Here is a 20,380-nt window from a genome sequence, read left to right as displayed (position 1 = left end):
TTATTTGATTTGATTCAGGATACTCGGGTCTTTTATCTTATCGTCTTTTGCGAAGAAGATAATCTTTGTCAATATCTCGGCAGTCTTCGGGTCTTCGTCTACAAAAGGCAGGAACAGGCGTCCGCGGCTCTGCGAATGTACCGGAAGAACTGCAATTTGCGCACCGCCTTCCTGATGAATCACACCACTGCCCAAATGAATGTTATATTTTCCCAGCTTGCCTTCGATATGAGCAAAGTTGCCTGCCACTTTCACATTGTTGAGATGGAATAATGGCATCGTCAGTTCCACCAATGCGCTGCGCATTTCGATGGTAGAGTGACTGGTTTCCGGATCGACACTTCCGGCATGGGCTACACTGACTGCCAAATCCACGTCTCTCATCACTTCGGAGAAGATAACGGGCGGAATCTCTGAAATATTCATCAGTTTGTAGTCCCTGCGGTTGTGGAAGCAGACATATTCCAGTGTCGGGGCTTCAATATCGGCAGGAGAGAACCAGTCTGCCATAGCGTAGATAGTGGCGATAATGTTCTCTTTGTAATATATCTTTTGAAGCCCGTCTTCATAATCGGCTACCCATCGGCGTCCTTTCAGGACGGCAACCGTTTTCTGAGGTTGAATCTGGTTTCCGGCATAGCGGCGGGATTGTGTGGCTTCTTCCTCTTCCGGAGTCGGTAGATACAGTTCGCGGAACACTTGTTTGAAAGGTTGGCGGATGGCTTTGTCGAACAGGAACTTCTGATACGTATGCCACTCGCCGCTCGTGTACAGGTCGGTAGGATGGGCGATGCGTAATTCGTCTTTTGGTTTCAGCGGGAGACAGACGGCATTCGCTGTCACCAGTAATCCATCGGTATAAAAACCTGTTTGTCCGTTACTGATAAAGACAAGATGCTTCAGTAGCGGCCAAATAACAGGATTCTGCATCAACTTGTGGAGCTCGTTTTCTTCAAAGCGCGTACAGTCTTCCATAGCCTGTTCCAGCATGATGCGGGAGCGGGCGTGTTGGTCTTTCAGTTTCTTGTGTACCGCTTTCAGCTCTTCTACATACGGATGCTTCTTCAATTTGGCTGGCATGCTGTTGAGTTCTTTTCCGGCTTTGACTTGTTTCATCTCCGCTTTGCCTTCGTCGTTGATTTGTACATAGACTTCCACACCGTCTATCTCTTTCGGGGACAGGTAGGGGAGAAGTTCTTTAATCAGTTCCGTTTCCATGCTCCAGGTCAGACGGGTGACGTCACCGTAACCGGAGTTGAGAGCCAGGTTTTGCAAAGCGATAGCCACTGCTTTCTTTTCGCTTTCCTGTCTTTGTGCTCCGAAGTCCTTGCTTTCTTTCAGGAATTTTTGCAGGAATTGGTAGCGTTCCAACAGTTCTTTATCCGCTTTTTTCCCTAATGGGATAAGTCCGTAACTCATTAATAGGTCTTTGTTGCGTTTGGCCGAGATTTCTTTCTTTATATCTTCTGCTTTCACTGCACCGTTGGTGGCGTCGGCAAACTTGCGGGCACGGGTGTGGCTGTTGCTGCATGAGATATATTTGGCGGCATTGTAAACCACTTCAAAACGTTGTTTGCCAATCGTCTTGAAAGCATCTTTGAACCACCCGATGTCGAAAGCGCCTTCCCGAAGGTCTTCTACGTCAATCGGGGTATAACGGGCGATAATTGCCTTTTTCTTGTCATCGCAAGTCTCGTTGGTATGGGCGTGGAAATAGTATGCTGCGCTTGTCAGTCCTTTCCATCCTGTTGCCTGTTCGGCAAGTTCTATCCATTGGGGAGCGAACATGGCGGCTTCCACCAGCCGTTCGTCGCTGATTTCGGCTTGTTTCGCCAGTTTCTTGAGCTGGGCACTTGTGTCTGCCGGCAACGGGTAGCAAACGTGAAGCAGGCTGCTCAATACTCCCCGTTTCGTGTTCCGCCAATTGTAACTGTCGCGTATGAACGTATCTTTGCCGAATGCTTGCAGGATGCGGATGAATGTTTCGGCTCCATAGACGCAGGTCAGTTCTTCCGCCAGGCGGGTAACCTGCGTTTCAGAGTCTCCGCGTGATAGTTCTATATCCAGAATCCGGTCGACAGCCTTTTGCAATAATGGTCGGAATAAAGTGAAGTTGAAGTCTTTGATATAGGCGAACCGCTCTCTGTCCACTTCGTTGGGACGACGGTTTTCATTCAACGCAAGAGTGATATTCTTGATTTGTGTGGGGGAGTTGACACGTCCTGTCAGTTCGCGATATATTTCTTCTGCCGGTATCAGCCCCAGCATCCAGGCACGGGCAAAGTCTGCGGATTGCAGATAGGAATCGGTTTCTTCCAGTTCGGGCGTGTGCTCCATATAGTTGGTGAGTTTATATAGCTGATAGCGCACGGTGAAGTAACGGGTAAACAGGGCATCGTCTATCGGTCTGCAGGGGGTGTCAAGCCAAAATTGCACAAACTTGTTGTTGTGTATCGGATAAACAATGACCTTTTCTCCGTATTCCATTGAATCTCTGAGCCATGTATGCTTGTTTGTATATTGACGGAAGATATTCTCTGTATTGAGCAATGGTATTAGCTGGAGCAGCATATTGGCGGCCATTCGCTGATAAACCGTTTCGTCTCTGTACTCGTATGCCAGTGCATCGATGATGTCTTCCATTTGCTCATAATAGGGCAACTTCCGGAGTACTTTCTGTAATCCGCGGTAACTGAAGCCTGCATACATCTTGTTCACAAGTGGTTCAAAGCTATTGGCGGATTTAATATCGGCTTTTCTGTCTTCTTCATCCCCTTCGTCATAGTCATCGTTTTCTTGGGCGACACCTGTTGATGCAAGCATGAAACTCATCATCAATAGTTTTTCGTAGCTCCCGATTTCCCGTTCGTAGAAATCCATCCAAAGTTCCGGGAGTCCAAGACCGCTCAGTCCACCGTAGTTGCTCCATTTCATCAGTACGCTGTTACCTACCAGGCGTGCTTCTCCGTAGTCGTTTTTAAACTCATCGTTTTTGTGCGCGGCGATGTATTTGCTCAACCTTTCGAAAGTAAGTTTCGCTTTTCCGTAGCTGATAAACTCAAATGCTTTCTTGACATAGAACCCTTTATCCGGTGTGATTTCCGGCAGGCTGACTTCCAATGCAGGATTGTACAGACCGAAACCGTTTTCTTTGGTGTAGTGCTGTGTAGCTTTCTTTTCCGTTCCGTCACCAATCAAAGACGCTATCAATACCTTTTCTTTGGCATTTGGTTTTTGAATCTCTTTGATGGCAGGAAGAAGTTTCTGGTAGATGTCTTGCAGGAATTCTACGTTATGAATTGTCTTCATCATGTCCAGTCCCGCCAGGCGGCGTTCGGCAACCTTGTCTGTAATCAGCCGGCGGATACTGCCTGCCAGTTCTTCTTTCGGTTGCTTCATAAGCAGGTTGATGGCATTAATGCGCATTTCGCTGTATTTGAAACGTAGCAGTTCCTCTACTTTCAGATTCTGTTCGGGCGATAAGGTCATTTCGGACAATACTTTGTATGCCTCGTTGCGTACGTCCAATGAGCGGTCGCCCAATGATTGGAGGATGTATTCTTCTTGCAGCGGACTGGTAGGCGGATTCAGGGCAATGCCGATATAGCTTGCCCGCATATAGGAATCAAGAGATGCCAGATAGCCGCAAAGGTCATCTTTCATGGCAGAATCATTCAGCATCCAGACGATATATGCCATTTTGAGGATAACTTCCGAACGGGTCAGTTGTGTGCTTTCCCAAGGGAAGATATAGGGAGCATAGGTTTCTTTGGCTGAGATGGAGTGGTAGATTTGTTTTAAATATCCGTAGTGGCGCACAGCTTCTTCCCTGTTCTCAAAGTAATCGGTGAGTTTGGGGTCTTCACGTCCGCCATATCGGCTGAGATAGAAATTTGTGAGATAGAGCGGGAGAATGGCTGCTACGACCGACGGGTCGTTATGCCATTTTTCGAAAGCTTCTTTACTGATGTAATAACTCATGCCGGAGTGTTGCGTACAGAGCAGGAAGTAAAGGAAAGTCTGTACTTGGTGCTTGGCCCCGTTTTTGAGAATTTCAGGTGCAAGTGCTTGGATGTCGTTTGTATTATAGAACCCGATACTCCATAAGGCCAGGTAGAGTTCGACGGTATCTTTGCTTTGAAGGGCTTTGCGTGCCTGTTGTTGGTTGTTCAGGAAGTGCAGGATTAGTTCTATGTATTTATTGGTGACACGTTCGCTGCTGTCCTGTTCTCCGATGCCTGTACTTACCGCGATACCACGTTTCACGGAAGCAAAACGTTGCAATCCGTTCTCATAAATTACCGTAAGCAGATGAAGATAGCTTTCGGGACATCCTTCGTCCATCGTTTCCACGATAGCTTGTCGGAGTCCTTCTTGTAGTTTTGCTGCCAGCAGCAATTTTCCTTCCAGTTCCAGCAACGGGCGGTATCCGCTCATTGCGATAGCCTTGAGATGTCCCTGGTTGAGGCGGTTGGCGTTATTTTCGCTGGTCAGCACGTTATGCAGGTATTCGATGACTGTTTTGTTGCCTTCTGCTATTTGGGCGGCTATCCAGTTCTCGCAGCTCATGCAGTCTTTGTATGCTTCTATTTCTTCCGGTGTATTTCCACCGTTCAATATGGCTTGTTCTGTAAAGCCGGTGGCGCGCAGTTTCAGGAATTGTGTCAATGCGTCTATGACGTGGTTGAAGTGCAGATAAGGGTTGGCGGCACGTTGTGAACGCCGTGAATAGCCGTGAGTGTACGGGCAATGTACTTTGAGTTTCAGATAGGTGTGGAACAGGCGGGCATATTCATCTCCCAATATGTAACGGAGCAGTTTGCTCAGTTTTCCATCGAAAAGATTGGCTACGCTTTTGATGTTTTCTTCTTTGATGACACTTATAATGCAAGGTTCCAGCTTGTCGTTATAGGTGCCGTACCGGGTATCCATATTAAAGTATAACATGAATATGTCAAACAAGGCGGCTGTCTTTTTGTCCAGGCTGCTTCTCTTTTGGGTCAGTTTCTCCAGATACGGAAGTACCCGTTTGTTTAATGCTTCATTATAAATAAGTCTCATGATTCTATTTGTTTTTAAGTGTTTGGTAGGATATAATAATTACCATAATCTTCCCGACAGCATAGCCAGCCGGATGAAGGTTAATGTGGAGTCTTCTTCCAGCAGGATGGGAGAGGATAAGTCTCCCGCTTCCATGTCATCAATGAAAATCCGGAAAATTCCGTCTTCGTAGGATTGCAGGGCATTGGTGATAGCTTCTGCTTCTGCGGCGGGTTTGCCGTTATAGTTGACTCCGAACCCTACTTTGCCTGAAGCTGCCTTATCTTCCACTTCTTCCTGAGTGAGGTATTTCAGCACTTCGCTCTGCTGTAAGCGTTCGTTGTATTCACTGACTTGCCAACTGACGATGGTTTCAATCAATTCCTGTACATGGGCAGGCGGAACAGGAAAATCAACGGGCATCTTTTCAATGCTGCACTTTCGCTTTCCTAATTGTTTGACTTGGATATAGACTCTCATATTCTCTTTATTTGGTTATCTGTATACTCGATACAATGGCATCTAAATCGGCGGCTGCTTCTTCATCGTAGAGAAGCATGACAATACTATATATTCTTTTATTCTTCTCCTGGAAATATTTAAATGAGATTTGTTGTATATCTTTTCCCGGTTCATCGGGAGCTCCGATATGCAGCGGGTTTGTTGTTTTTGTCATGGGCAGTCCGTTGATGTTGATGTCGTTTTGCTTATAATCTTCCGATGGCTGCCCCTTCTCATTCCGCGGGACAATGAGCGACAGTTTTTTCGTATGCTCAAATTCTTTCTGAGTATCGTAGGCGATGGAAACGACTGTCAGTTGGTTGGCTCCGTTGACAAGCTTGAGCAATGGCGGTGGGGCACTGGGAGTCAATCCTTTTGCTCCTGTTATTTTTCTCCAGTTGGTAGGATATTGGCAACTGAAATTGGTTTCTGCATCATAATAAGAAAGCCAGGTGTCATTATTGCCGATAGGAACATATGAAGGAAACTGCCTGTCGGAAGAGTTGCCGGGAGGGCTTATAACCGGATGATTCTCGTTTTCTTCTTCCAGTTCTCCATTAAGGTAGGCTTCCACGATGCCGCTTTCCCACTCTTGACGTATCTCCTGGTAGAGAGGCGGCACATTCTTGCAAAGCATAATGAAACAGAACAGGAATATGCAGAATATGCCAAGTTCTCCAATGATGGATACGGTTCGCTGCGCGTCGGGGTTCTTGAACTTATTACTGAATACATAAACAATTCCCAATAGGAAGCCGCTCAATAATCCGCCGATGTGTGCGGCATTGTCGATTCCTTCTTTCAGTCCGTAAATCAAATTATAGCCGACGAAAATAAGGATGCTGGTTAATAATGCCTTCCGTTCTTCTTTGGCGATGCCGTGGAACAGGAGGAAGGCGAGGAATATGCCGTAAAGTCCGAAGATTGCTCCGGAAGCTCCGGCACTAATTGTCTCGCCGTGCATATACAGGCTGAATGCTGCCGAGCATAATCCGGTCAGAAAATAAGAAGCGAACATTCGTCGGCTTCCTATTAGCTGCTCCAGGAAAAGAGCGACAAACATGAAAGCGTATATATTCATCGCAAGATGGAAACCGCCGATATGAATAAAATTACAGGTTACAGTACGCCACCAGTCACCTGTGAGAGTCAGTGGTCCGAAGTCGGCTCCCCACTTTAATAGTGGTAATGTATCGGGATTCAAGATTCCCACTCCCGAAGCGACCATCAGGATAAATACCAGAATATTGATATCGATAAGGATAGGTGTCGCTATGAATCCTTTGCGTGGTATGAAGAAAGATAGGATAGAGTTTTTTTTCATTTCCTCTTCTATATATGCTTTTTCTTCTTCTGTGAGCGGGCGGTTGAAATCTTCTTCCAGCTCATTTGCTTTTTGGGTCAGTTCTTCCGGGAAAAGGCTGTTTCTTGCCTCTTCCATTGCCTTTTGTAGTTTTTGGATATTCTTTCTGTTCTTGCCGTAATCTACAAATTGTATGGAAGAAGACTGGCTGCGGACGGATACTTCTCCGTCACTTCCCTGTTCTATGGTAAAGGTTATTTCCTCTCCGTGGGAATACATATTGAACGGGACTTGGAACAGGATGCCTTCCGGAGCTATTTTTTCAATCTTCCATTCAAGTTTCTGAGCAGCCTCGAGGGCTAATATTAGAATTTCTGTATTTGATAATCCTGATAAATGTAGTTTGTCGTCATATGAAGGTTTGAGTGGCATATTTCTTTCTCTATATCTGGTTCTTGATTAAAATTTACTTATCTCCTTGACAAATGTATAGAATAATAATGATAAATGACAGAATATGACAAATAAAAAAGCATCCGCTTCGAGAGAAGGGATGCTTTTTTCTATTATTGACAGCTAATCTGTTACTTTTTGTAGAAAGCCAGGTCTTCTTTGTCGAAGTTTTCGATGAAACTTGTATGCTTTTCTACTTCTGCTTCCGCATAATTCAAATATACATGGGCAGATTTAGAGAACAGATCAGGAGATTTGCTGGCATCTTGAATCAACAAGTGACACATGATAATGTCAGCAGCCATTTCCATCAGTCTGCGGGCAGTGAAGTCCAGTAATTCCTGGTCTTGTGCTTCTTTTACAGCGTTGGTGCTTGCTTCGAATTTGTCAGCCATCTTCTTCAGACGGGACATCAGCGGTTCCATTTCCGGTGAGCAGGGAATTGTTTCAAACTCGCGGATAGTGGCGATGTAAGAACCATTAGTTACGTAACGGATGGCAGCTACGGTCTGCAACTGAGTCGTTCCTTCGTAGATGCTGGTGATACGTGCATCACGGTAGATACGCTGGCAAGCATATTCCATCATGAAGCCCGAACCGCCGTGAATCTGGATACAGTCGTAAGCATTCTGATTAGCATATTCAGAGTTCATACCTTTGGCGAGCGGAGTGAAGCTGTCGGCCAGTTTTGCGTATTTCTTCTGTTCCTGACGTTCTTCCGGAGTCAGTTTACGTTCGCGGGCGATGTCATCCAATGCTTTGTAGATGTCTACGTAGCGTGCTGTCTGATACAGCAATGCACGTCCGGCATCCAGCTTGCCTTTCATGATAGCCAGCATGTCATATACTGCCGGGAATTCGATAATTGCTTTACCGAACTGCTTGCGGTCTTTGGCGTAAGCCAATCCTTCATTGTAAGCAGCCTGGCTCAAACCTACGGATTGTGCGGCAATACCCAGGCGGGCACCGTTCATCAAAGCCATTACATATTTAATCAAACCGAGTTTGCGGTCACCGCAAAGTTCGGCTTTTGCATTCTTATATACCAATTCGCAAGTAGGTGAACCGTGGATACCGAGTTTGTTCTCGATACGGCGTACGTTCACACCACCCTGACGTTTGTCATAGATGAACATGGAAAGACCACGACCGTCTCTTGTCCCTTCTTCCGAACGTGCCAGTACGAGGTGAATATCGGCATCACCGTTCGTAATGAAACGTTTCACACCGTTCAGCAACCAGCATCCGTCTTTTTCGCTGTAAGTAGCTTTCAGCATAACGGATTGAAGGTCGGAGCCTGCGTCCGGCTCTGTCAAGTCCATAGACATCGTTTCGCCCTGGCATACGCGGGGGATAAAACGGCTGTGCTGGTCGGTTGTACCGAATTCGTACAGAGTTTCGATACAGTCCTGCAAAGACCAGATGTTTCCGAAGCCTGCATCGGCGGCAGCTACGATTTCCGCACACATGGTGTACGGGGTGATCGGGAAGTTCAGACCGCCGAATTTGCGTGGCATGGTCATGCCGTTCAAGCCGGCTTTTACCATAGCGTCCAGGTTCTGTTTAGTTCCCGAAGCGTATTCTACACGTCCGTTGGCACAGTGGGGACCTTCTTCGTCCACGCCTTCTGCGTTGGCGGCTATGATTTCTCCGGTGATTTCTCCGGTAATCTCCAATACTTTGTCGTAAGAGTCTACAGCATCTTCGAAGTCCAGCGGAGCATAGTCGAATTCATCTTTATCTCTGTAATTGCGTTCTTTGAGTTCGCAAATACGTTTCATCATCGGATTGTTCAAGTGAAACTTGAGTTCCGGTATGTCTGTATAATAATTAGCCATCTTTCCTTACTTGCTATTTTGTTTATAATACTTAATCATCTTCGGCACAACTTCTTCGATAGTTCCGTTGATTACGTAATCGGCAATCGTGTTGATAGGAGCGTCCGGGTCGTTGTTGATGGAGATGATGATACCACTTTCCTGCATACCGGCGATATGCTGAATCTGTCCGGAAATACCACAAGCGATGTAGAGTTTCGGGCGAACCGTTACCCCCGTCTGGCCGATTTGACGGTCGTGCTCTGCGAAACCTGCGTCAACGGCAGCACGGCTGGCGCCTACTTCTGCGTGAAGTTCTTTAGCAAGGTCAAACAGCAGGTCGAAGTTTTCTTTCGAACCTACACCGTAACCACCGGCTACGATAATTGGAGAACCTTTCAGGTTGTTCTTTGCCTTTTCTACGTGGCGTTCGATTACTTTCACTACATAGTCCGTATCGGCTACATATTTCTTCACGTCGTGACGAATTACTTCTCCCTGATAAGTCGGAGAGAGGATTTCTTTCTTCATCACGCCTTCGCGGACAGTTGCCATTTGCGGGCGGTGTTCGGGGTTTACAATCGTAGCAACGATGTTACCGCCGAATGCCGGACGAATCTGGTACAACAGGTTCTTGTAAGTCTTGCCTTCTTTCTTGTCTTCATGGTCACCGATTTCGAGTGAAGTACAGTCGGCAGTCAGCCCGCTGGTCAAAGCAGAAGAAACGCGCGGACCGAGGTCACGACCGATAACGGTAGCACCCATCAGGCAGATTTGCGGTTGCTCTTCTTTAAAGAGGTTCACCAAAATAGAGGTGTGAGGAAGTGAAGTATAAGGATAGAGTCCTTCACCGTCGAAAACGTGAAGTTTGTCTACTCCGTAAGGAAGAATTTGTTTTTCAATATCTTTGAGGTCGCTTCCGGCAACCACAGCTTCGAGCTGACAGTTCAACTGGTTGGCTAACGAACGACCTTTGGTCAGAAGTTCGAGGCTGACGTCTGCAACGTTACCTTCTTCTATTTCGCAATATACAAATAAGTTATTCATGATTATCCGATGGTGTGGTTAGCTAATAGTTCAACAATCAGGTCTTCCACGTCACGGTCGCTGCCGCTGATGGTTTTGCTCTCTTTAGCCTGGAACACGATGTTCTGGATGGCTTTCACTTTTGTCGGCGAACCGGACAGACCGCATTGTGCGAGGTCACCGTTTACGTCAGCTACACTCCATTCTGCCAGATTCAGATAGTCGCGCTTGTCATACAGGTCTGTATAATCAAGATTACCCTGCTGTTTTTCAGTGACAGTCTTGGCATGTTTGTATTTCTGAACCAGTTTCGCGTTGCGTGGACGGCAGGGGGCTGCCGAGCCGTTTACGGTAATCACGATAGGCAACGGACCTTCTACTGTTTCAACGCCACCATCAATGTGGCGTTTCACTTTGATTTTACCATCGCCCACTTCCAGAATTTCTTCTGCGTATGTAATTTGCGTCAATCCCAGCTTCTCTGCTACTTGAGGACCTACCTGGGCTGTATCACCGTCGATAGCCTGACGACCACCGATAATAATGTCACAGTCACCGATTTTGCGGATGGCGGTAGCCAGTGCGTAAGAAGTAGCCAGTGTATCTGCACCAGCGAAAGCACGGTCGGTCAGCAAGTAACCGTTATCTGCACCACGGAAAAGTCCTTCACGAATAATGTCGGCAGCACGACCCGGTCCCATTGTCAGAATGGTAACGGTAGAGCCTGGATGGGCATCTTTCAGTCGAAGAGCTTGCTCGAGAGCATTCAAGTCTTCGGGATTGAAGATAGCGGGGAGTGCCGCACGGTTAATGGTTCCGTCGGCTTTCATGGCATCCTTCCCAACATTACGTGTGTCGGGAACTTGTTTTGCCAATACAACAATTTTCAAACTCATGCTATAAATTTTAGTATTAGTATTTCTACAAGTTAGCAGCCAGTAGTCAAGTAGTAATCTCTTGCTATCCAAACTATCCGGTTAACTATCAGCATGCAAAATTACTCAAACACTTGGTTCTGACAAGAAATCCGAGTAAAAAATGCACAGGTTTAAGAATTTTGAGCAAAAAAGGACGATTTTAGAGGTTTGTCTTTTCTTATATAAATGAATATGTTTCAAGGATATTCTTATTCTTGGCAATTGTTTTTTCTTATTTTGCCTTATTTGATAAAAAACAATATTACTGTTGTTTTTTTGCTGTCAATGTGCTTAATTTGTCCGTTGTTACTTTAACGTATTATGATGGAAAATAATCAAAAACAAATGGAAAAAGACTTCCAGTCTTTTTTTATCACTAACTTTCCTAAAGTGAAAAATTTTGCCCGGCGGTTGTTAAAGTCGGATGAAGATGCAGAAGATGTCGCACAAGATGTTTTTTGTAAACTCTGGCAACAACCGGAAATATGGCAAACCCCCAATGATAAATTGGATGGGTATATTTTTGTAGCAACACGGAATATCATTCTTAATATGTTTAAGCATCAGCGTATCGAGCAGGACTATCAGGCAGATTTTGCGGAGAATGCGATACTTTGCGAAATAATAGAAGATGACCAGGCTCTGAAGAATATCTATTATAAAGAGTTGCTTATGATACTCCGGCTTGCTTTGGCGAAGATGCCCGAGCGTCGGAGGGTGATTTTTGAAGCCAGCAGATTCCAAGGATTAAGCTATAAAGATATTGCGGAAAAATTTGGTGTTTCTATTCGTACAGTGGAACATCAAGTCTATTTGGCATTAATAGACCTAAAGAAAATACTTCTTTTTTTAATTTTTTTGTTAGTATCCTTAAGTAGTACATTGTTTTTAGTTGTCTTTAAAGTATAAGGCCGAAATAAAAAAGAAATAATGATGAAGAATTATATTCAACAAGTAATAGAACTGTTTAGTCAAAATGATTATCCGATTTCAGTGCAGAAGCAATTCCGGCACTGGTTGGCAGACGAAGACCATGCTGAGGAGAAGATGGAAGCTCTTAATACTCTTTGGAAGGAAGCCGGTCAGGAGAAAGTTCCCCAAGGAATGAAGCAATCCATACGGTGTATGCAACAAAATATAGGTATCCGGCCTGCCTCATCACAGAAGAAATATATATTACGGGTTTGGCAGGTGGCTGCAGCGCTGTTGTTGGCAGTATCGTCAGTTTCTATCTATTTACTTTTAGAGAAAGGGGATTTTTCCGGTGATTTGATAGAATGTTATATACCAACTGCGGAAATACGTGAATTGACTTTGCCGGATGGCAGTTCTGTAATGCTAAACTCTAAAAGTACCTTGTTCTACCCGGAGAGTTTTAGTGGTGAAACTAGAAGTGTCTACCTGATGGGGGAGGCTTATTTTAAGGTGAAGCCAGATAAAAAACATCCATTTATAGTAAAAGGTGCTGATTTTCAGGTGACAGCCTTAGGTACGGAATTTAATGTAAACTCTTATTCGGAAAATGAAGAAGTACATGCTACTTTGATTTCGGGTAGTGTAAAAGTGGAATATAATAATTTGATTTCAAGTGTTATATTGAAACCCAATGAACAGTTATCTTATAATAAGTTGACGAAGAAAAGTTGTTTGCAACAATCACAAGTTGATGATGTACTGGCTTGGCAACGGGGAGAAACTGTATTTAGTGATGCGCATTTGGAAGACATATTTACGAGACTTGAACGTAAATATCCTTATACTTTTGTATATAGTTTCCATAGTTTGAATAATAACACATACAGTTTCCGTTTTCCCAAACAGGCGACTTTGGATGAAATTATGAAAATTGTATCGCAGGTAACAGGAGATATCCACTATGTGATTAAAGATAATAAATGCTATATAACTGATAAAAAATAATCCCTATTGTCTAATTGTTAACTTAGCACACCATGTAAAAAAATACCCGGAGGGAATGCCAGTTCCTTCCGGATATGAAATCAAAAACTTTCCTGATATTAGCGTTTAATTGACGCAAACTCCTAACGATTAAATAGAAATAATAACCAATTTACTAATACGAGAAAGATGCTACAAAAATATAAAGAAATAGCAGGACGAGTATTCCAAAAGCAAGTTTTTCTTCCTTTTTTAGTATTATTAATGATACCTACGCTTGTTTTGGGACAAAAGGATAGTAAAATCACTATCCAACAGAAAAATATTACTGTGATTGAAGCATTGAAGACTGTGGAAAAACAGACTCAAATGTCAATAAATTATAGTAATTCTCAATTGAGAGGAAAGACAATTGTTAATCTGAACTTGAAAAACGCACTTGTGACTACCGCACTCGATGAAATCTTGAAAGGAACAGGTTTCATTTATCAAATCCATGATAATTATATCATAATAACTGAACAAAAGCCAGTGACGCAACAGATTGCGAAAACAATCAAAGGTAAAGTTGTCGATGAAAGTGGCGAACCGTTAATCGGTGTGAACATCTCTGTTGACGGAAGCTCTACGGGTACCATTACGGATATAGACGGAAACTTTACAATCAAAGCATTCAGCAATTCCAAACTGAAAATATCTTATATAGGATATGCTACTCAAATAGTTGCAGCCTCTAATAAAGAATTTTATCAGATTGTATTGAAACAGGATGCTGAGGTGTTGGATGAAGTTGTTGTTACCGCATTAGGTATCAAGCGTTCGGAAAAGGCTTTGTCATACAACGTACAGCAAGTGAAAGGCGATGAATTGACTACAATCAAAGATGCCAATTTTATTTCTTCTTTGAATGGTAAGGTAGCGGGTGTTACTATCAATTCATCTAATACAACCGGTGGTGCTTCACGTGTCGTTATGCGTGGTGTCAAATCCATCACTTCTTCCAACCTTGCACTTTATGTGATTGACGGTGTGCCGATGTACAATATGTCGAACGGTGGTGGCGGAAGTATTTATTCCGATCAGCCGGGTACAGATGGTGCTGCCGATATCAACCCCGAAGATATTGAATCAATCTCCATGTTGACAGGTCCTTCCGCTGCTGCATTGTACGGTAATGCTGCCGCTGCCGGAGTTGTATTAATTACTACAAAGAAAGGCTCGGTAGACAAGACATCTGTAACCGTTTCCAATAATACCACTTTCTCCAAAGTAGCCATGATGCCTGAAATGCAGAGCAAATATGGAAACGTTGCGGGAAATTTGGATAGTTGGGGACCGATTGTAAACAGTGATTACGACCCGCGTGATTTCTTCCGTACAGGAAGTAATATAATCAATTCGATGTCTTTATCTACCGGTAATAAAAAGAATCAGGCTTATCTGTCTGCTTCTACCACCAATACGACAAATATTCTGCCTAACAGCGGATATAACCGTTATAATTTTACCGTACGCAACACAACCAGTTTTTTGAATGACAAAATGACCTTGGATGCCGGTGCGAGTTATATTCTTCAGAATGATAAAAACATGATGTCCCAGGGATATTACTATAATCCTCTGCCCGGACTTTATCGCTTCCCTCGTTCCGAAAACTTTGAAGATGTGCGTATGTATGAGCGATATAATGAAGGTTTGGATATCATGGAACAATACTGGCCTTATGGGGGAACTTCAAGCGGTCTGGCAAATCCATACTGGATACAAAATCGCCAGATACGTGAGAATAAAAAGACCCGTTACATGGTCAACGCTTCTCTCAAGTATCAGATATTGGACTGGCTGGATGTGACAGGTCGTGTGAAGGTTGACAATTATGAAAACCGCAGGACATATAAGGCATATGCTTCTACCGGTAGCCTGGTTGCTGGTGACAGAGGTACTTATGCTGATTCTTGGGCACAATCAAAGAGTACATATGCGGATGCTATTGCTACAGTGAATAAGAATATCAATGACTGGTCGGTTAATGTGAACCTGGGCGTATCTTTAAACGACAATCGCTATGAATCTATGGGGTATGAAGGCGGTTTGAAGATTCTTAATTTCTTTGCCGTACATAATATCAACTTCGATGAAGCGTGGAAACCTAAACAGGACGGTTGGCATGACCAGACAAGAGCTATTTTTGCAAATGCTGAACTCGGGTGGAAGTCAATGCTTTATCTGACTGTCACCGGTCGTAATGACTGGGATTCCAGATTGGCATTTTCTGACTATAAGTCATTCTTCTATCCCTCGGTAGGTCTTTCGGCTATTATTTCCAGCATGTTTGATGCTCCGGACTGGTTATCATACCTGAAGGTTCGTGGTTCCTACACAGAGGTAGGTAACTCTTACGACCGTTTCATGACATCCATTACTTACCCATATGACGAAGCATCGCATAATTGGACCAGTACATCTATTTATCCGAACACTAAATTAAAACCGGAACGCACGAAATCATGGGAAATAGGTGTAGATGCCAAATTCCTGAATGATATTAGCTTCAACTTGACTTATTATCGTTCCAATACTTACAACCAGACATTCTATGCCAGTTTGTCCGAATCTTCCGGATATTCTAAAATTCCTATCCAAAGTGGAAATATAATGAACGAAGGTATCGAAATGGCTTTGGGCTACGATAAGAAATGGGGCGATTTCTCTTTCTCCACTAACTATACATTGACTTGGAACCGTAATAAAATCAAGCAACTAGCCGATGGTGTCTATAACTATGCTACGGGGGAACCGATAGAAATGCCGGAACTTGAAATGATGACTTATGGAAAGACGGATGCTCACTTGGTTCTGCGTGTAGGCGGTTCGATGGGAGATGTATACGGACAGAAAGTGCTGAAACGTGACTTGAACGGATATATCCTCAATGAGGATGGAGTAGGGCTTTCTTTGGAAAACAAAGAAACTCATTTGGGCTCTATCCTGCCTAAGATGAATATGGGATGGAATTTAGGATTCGGATATAAAGGTATCAACCTGGGTATGACATTTACCGGTCGTTTTGGAGGTATTGTAATAAGTGAAACACAGTCAATTCTTGATGCTGCCGGCGTATCAAAGGTTAGTGCTGATGTACGCGATGCAGGTGGTGTGGTTATTAATCAGGCAAAGGTAGATGCACGCTCTTATTTTCAGACTATCCAGGGGGCTTCCATTTATCATACCTATAGCGCTACTAACGTGCGTTTAGGAGAATTGAGTTTAAGTTATACATTACCAAAGAAATGGTTTGGTAACAGCATGGGAATGACTGTCGGACTTGTAGGAAAGAACTTGTGGATGATTTATTGTAAAGCTCCTTTCGATCCGGAAATAACGACTTCTGCATCTTCCAATTTTTATCAAGGATTCGATTCATATATGCTTCCGAGTACGAGAAACTTTGGATTTAATGTCAAATTTCAGTTTTAAATAATAATAGGTATGAATAAAATAATAAGAAATATTGGTGCAGGTGTGGCTATGTGTCTGATGATAGTAGGATGTACTACTAATTTTGAGGAATTTAATACCAATCCGTATCAACCGGCGAAAGTTCCAGCCAACAGCTTGTTGTCGACCATGTTTAAGGTCTATGCATCTCCTCAACAAAACGATTGCCAAGCTATAAATTGTATGTGGGCTTGTTTTAGCGGACAGATAACTGCGCCTTATGATTGGGGAAAAGGTAAAAATCTTTTTGCCTATTATAGTGCAATGGAAGATCATAACCGTGCTTCATGGGGAACAATTTATGGTCAGATTTACCCGAATTTCTTTCGAATAGAAGAAGCTACGGAGAAGAAAGGTGTTATTTATGCCATGGCACAGTTGACGCGTATTTATGCCATGCAACTGATGGCTTCCTTACAAGGTCCTATCCCATATTCTAAAGTGACATCAGGAGATATAAAATCTCTTTATGATGATGAACCGACTGCTTGGCGTGCAATGTTTGATGACTTGGATAATGTGATTACCATATTGAAATCAGCCGCAGAATTAGGTATTAATCAGGATTTGGCAACAGTCGATCAGTTCTATGGCGGTGATTGTGCAAAATGGATGAAATTTGCTAATACATTGAAACTGCGAATGGCTATCCGTGTATCGGGAGTAGCTGATTACGCTCAAAGTAAGGCAGAAGAAGCAGTGCTTGGAGGTGTATTGGAGTCTACGTCCGAGAGTGCGTATGATACGACCCATAGCGGTATCGGTGTAAATGGATATTCCATTGTCAGCGGGTGGGGTGAGTTGAAAGCCAATGCGTGTATTATTTCCTATATGAACGGATACAAAGATCCACGTCGGAGTGCTTATTTTACAAAACAAACAGCCGGGTTATCAGAAGAGTATGTAGGAGTTCGTTCCGGTTCTAATGAAATCCCAGTTTCCTCTACTTATGCTAATTATAGTAATCTTATAATTACTACCAACCGCTCATTACCTCAACCGGTGATGTACGCTGCCGAAGCTGCTTTTTTGCGTGCTGAGGGAAAGCTGAAAGGTTGGGATATGAAAGGTGAAGCGAAAGATTTCTATGAACAGGGAGTTCGGTTGTCATTTGCAGAATTCAATGTATCAGGAGTAGATGAGTATTTGTCTGATAATACTTCTGTTCCGGGAGATTATACAGATGGTTTGCATGCTTCGGACAATTACCCTAACCAATCTTCAATCACTATTCAGTGGAATGAAGGAGCTAGTGATGCTGAGAAATTAGAAAGAGTTCTTACCCAAAAGTGGATTGCCTGCTATCCTGATCCGATGAACGGATGGGCAGATTATCGCCGTACAGGGTATCCGAAAATTTTTCCTGCAACTAGTTCTGCTGATGGAGATTGTACTGTTGAGCGTGGACAACGCCGTATTCGTTTTGCTGATACCGAATACAATACGAATAAAGAAAATGTGGAAGCGGCTGTAAGTATGCTTAATGGTGGAAAAGACTCCAATGGAACCGACCTTTGGTGGGCTTTGAAGAGTAATGGAAGTTATTAACAGCTAAAATAAAAAAGATTACGATATGAAGAAAATACTATATATCATATTTGTGGCAATGGGTGCACTGATGTTTATTCAGTGTAGCGATTGGACAGAAATGGAACCTAAGTTCACAGAACCGGTGAACATTAATGGTGACGACTATTATAAGGCACTGAGAGAATATAAAAAGTCGGAACATCCTATTTGTTTTGGCTGGTATAGTGATTGGACAGGAGTCGGTACCAATATGAACAATCAGTTGAGAGGTATTCCCGATTCAATGGATATTGTTTCTTTGTGGGGCAGTGCTTTTAATTTGACGGAAGCACAGAAAAGCGACTTAAAAGAAGTCAGAGAAAAGAAAGGCACTCGTATATTGTATTGCCAACATATCACGAACATTGGTCGGTCACATACTCCCGAATCAGTAGAGAATGATTTTATAGTGGACGGTGTGCAATACGAATCTCGTGATGAAGCAATGGCTGCATACTGGGGCTGGTATGGAAATCATGGAGATACTTCGGCAGAAGGTATCGAAAAAGCTATCCGTAAATATGCACAAGTGATTGTTGATTCTATTAATAAATATGATTATGACGGATTTGATATTGACTATGAACCGAATTTCGGTTATGGAGGTAATATTAGTAGTTATTCGGATCGTATGCATATCTTATTAGATGAGTTGTCAAAGTCGTTCGGTCCGAAATCAGGTACAGGGCGTATTCTTATGGTTGACGGCGAACCACAAACTTTGAATACAGAGTCCGGTAAGTTGTTGGACTATTATGTTGTTCAAGCTTATTATAATACAGGTGATGGCAATAAAGATATTTATAATTCACTGGATGAACGTTTTCAAAGATTATTGAATAAATTTGGTTCAATAGAAGATGAGGCTACGATTCTTAGTAAAACCGTATGGTGCGAGGACTTTGAGAAACATAAAGGAGATGGTGGCCCCGTATTTACAACACGTGATGGAATTGTGACATATTCCTTAAAAGGAATGGCTATGTACTACCGTCCGGGTGTAAACGCCCGTATTGGTGGAGTGGGTGCTTACCGTTTTAACCTATGTCGTCCGGTGAATGATTATTTCTTTATGCGTGAGGTTATCCAGGTAATGAATCCGGCTCAGCATTAATTGTATGAACATAATTAAAAAGAAAAAATGAAGATGATTAAATTTTCCAAATATATCGTGATGGGAGCTATTTTAGCGTCAGTCTTTGGATGTGACGATGCTGAGTTGAATCCTATTGATAATGGATTGTATATTCAGGAAGCTGCTCCTTCTGATAAGTTTGACCAACAGATGGAAACGCAATTGGTGGATGAAGATGAGGTAACGAAAACGTTGACAGTCCGTTTGGTGCGTGCAATTGACCAGGATGTGACCGTAACGTTGGATATTGACCAACAGTTGCTTGATGATTATAATCAGAAGAATGAGGCGAACTATCTGGTTCTCCCTGAAGAGTTTCGTAGTTTTGAAAAGACTGTAACAATTTCTGCCGGAAATGTTTCAGCTCCCGTTATCAATCTTACTATAAAGCCATATACTACCCCAAATGGTGAGGCTTATGCTATTCCGCTACGTATTACTTCCGTGGAGGGACCGGTAGAAATGAAGGGAAACGCGAATCGTATGCTTTATCTGTTGACTTCCCCTAATAAGCAAAATTCGATCATACTGAAGAGAGGGAATAAGACGGCAACTACGTTTAACAGTGAGATTCCTGCTGACCAGTGGACTATAGAGTATTGGCTTAAAGTTGATAATATTACAGGTATGGCAACTGGCGATTGGGTTGGGCTTAGTAATAAATGGTTTAGAAACTATATTTATTGTGACGGGTCTGCTCCTATAACTTTTAATGGAATATTACCTCGTTATTGGGCTGACGGAGTTGCACAAATCGCTCCGACGCTACAGTTCCATTTGGATAGCCCCGGATTCGATATGGATAGCAATGAATTCTGGTGGCCTGATACATGGTATCATATAGCATACACTTACGATGGAGAGAAGATTACCTTGTACAAGGATGGTGCAATGGATGTAGAGAAAGTTGATGCGAGAGATTATACATTCTCACGAATAACGCTTGCTGATGGTTCTTTTGGATCTTATATGCAGGTCGAATTTGCCCAGATTCGTCTGTGGAAGAAGTGTTTGACTGCTGGTGCAATTCAGGATGCTATGTCACGTCAGATACCAAGTGATTCTGAAGGACTGATTGGTTATTGGAAGTGTGATGAAGGTACTGGTAATGTGTTAAAAGATAGCAGTCCTAATGGTAACCACATTAATCTTAATGGAACTCCTGCATGGAGTGAACAGAAGTTTAATTTTGCCCATCCTAATAAATAAGGAAGAATAATAT

12 protein-coding genes are annotated in these 20,380 nt (G+C 43.2%); 6 read left to right on the top strand and 6 right to left on the bottom strand.

The features are described from left to right. The 6 genes from RDN93_RS10185 to RDN93_RS10160 all read right to left on the bottom strand — a co-directional run bounded on the left by RDN93_RS10185 (position 1) and on the right by RDN93_RS10160 (position 11,036). On the bottom strand, positions 1-5,061 hold the full coding sequence (locus RDN93_RS10185) for a DUF4132 domain-containing protein (RefSeq protein WP_308745413.1): 5,061 nt from the start codon (positions 5,059-5,061) through the stop codon (positions 1-3). A 39-nt stretch (positions 5,062-5,100) separates the two neighbouring features. Beyond that, entirely contained in the window at positions 5,101-5,520 is a 420-nt protein-coding gene (locus RDN93_RS10180; protein ID WP_308745412.1) for a hypothetical protein, read from the bottom strand. Positions 5,521-5,527: 7 nt separating this feature from the next. Beyond that, positions 5,528-7,276 (bottom strand): rhomboid family intramembrane serine protease, encoded by a 1,749-nt coding sequence (locus RDN93_RS10175; protein ID WP_308745411.1) that lies wholly within the window; start codon positions 7,274-7,276, stop codon positions 5,528-5,530. Between the two features lie 152 nt (positions 7,277-7,428). Further along, positions 7,429-9,135, bottom strand: a complete 1,707-nt coding sequence (locus tag RDN93_RS10170) for an Acyl-CoA dehydrogenase C-terminal domain-containing protein (protein ID WP_308745410.1) — start codon at positions 9,133-9,135, stop codon at positions 7,429-7,431. 6 nt (positions 9,136-9,141) lie between these two features. Then, positions 9,142-10,161: an electron transfer flavoprotein subunit alpha/FixB family protein gene (locus tag RDN93_RS10165; RefSeq protein WP_308745409.1), complete on the bottom strand. Its 1,020-nt coding sequence runs from the start codon at positions 10,159-10,161 to the stop codon at positions 9,142-9,144. Between the two features lie 2 nt (positions 10,162-10,163). Continuing rightward, the gene (locus RDN93_RS10160; RefSeq protein WP_308745408.1) at positions 10,164-11,036 is read right to left on the bottom strand and encodes an electron transfer flavoprotein subunit beta/FixA family protein; all 873 of its coding nucleotides are present in this window, start codon (positions 11,034-11,036) and stop codon (positions 10,164-10,166) included. Between the two features lie 345 nt (positions 11,037-11,381). On the opposite strand from RDN93_RS10160, the gene RDN93_RS10155 reads away from it, so the two are divergent. From RDN93_RS10155 to RDN93_RS10130, 6 genes are all read left to right on the top strand, one after another. After that, positions 11,382-11,966, top strand: a complete 585-nt coding sequence (locus RDN93_RS10155) for an RNA polymerase sigma-70 factor (RefSeq protein WP_308745426.1) — start codon at positions 11,382-11,384, stop codon at positions 11,964-11,966. A gap of 24 nt (positions 11,967-11,990) precedes the next feature. Continuing rightward, entirely contained in the window at positions 11,991-12,977 is a 987-nt protein-coding gene (locus tag RDN93_RS10150; protein ID WP_308745407.1) for a FecR domain-containing protein, read from the top strand. Between the two features lie 168 nt (positions 12,978-13,145). Beyond that, positions 13,146-16,433: a SusC/RagA family TonB-linked outer membrane protein gene (locus tag RDN93_RS10145; RefSeq protein WP_308745406.1), complete on the top strand. Its 3,288-nt coding sequence runs from the start codon at positions 13,146-13,148 to the stop codon at positions 16,431-16,433. A 12-nt stretch (positions 16,434-16,445) separates the two neighbouring features. Next, positions 16,446-18,002, top strand: a complete 1,557-nt coding sequence (locus RDN93_RS10140) for a SusD/RagB family nutrient-binding outer membrane lipoprotein (protein WP_308745405.1) — start codon at positions 16,446-16,448, stop codon at positions 18,000-18,002. 25 nt (positions 18,003-18,027) lie between these two features. Then, entirely contained in the window at positions 18,028-19,137 is a 1,110-nt protein-coding gene (locus tag RDN93_RS10135; protein WP_308745404.1) for a glycoside hydrolase family 18, read from the top strand. 27 nt (positions 19,138-19,164) lie between these two features. Then, positions 19,165-20,367 carry a BT_3987 domain-containing protein gene (locus RDN93_RS10130; RefSeq protein WP_308745403.1) on the top strand — a complete coding sequence of 401 codons (1,203 nt, stop codon included), beginning with the start codon at positions 19,165-19,167 and terminating at the stop codon, positions 20,365-20,367. The last annotated feature ends 13 nt before the right edge of the window (positions 20,368-20,380 follow it).

Origin of the sequence: uncultured Bacteroides sp. (assembly GCF_902491285.1) — a bacterium.
In the GTDB taxonomy this organism is placed as follows: domain Bacteria; phylum Bacteroidota; class Bacteroidia; order Bacteroidales; family Bacteroidaceae; genus Bacteroides.
The sequence above is the reverse complement of the archived record's forward strand: the minus strand, read 5'-3'. Positions and strand labels throughout refer to the sequence as shown.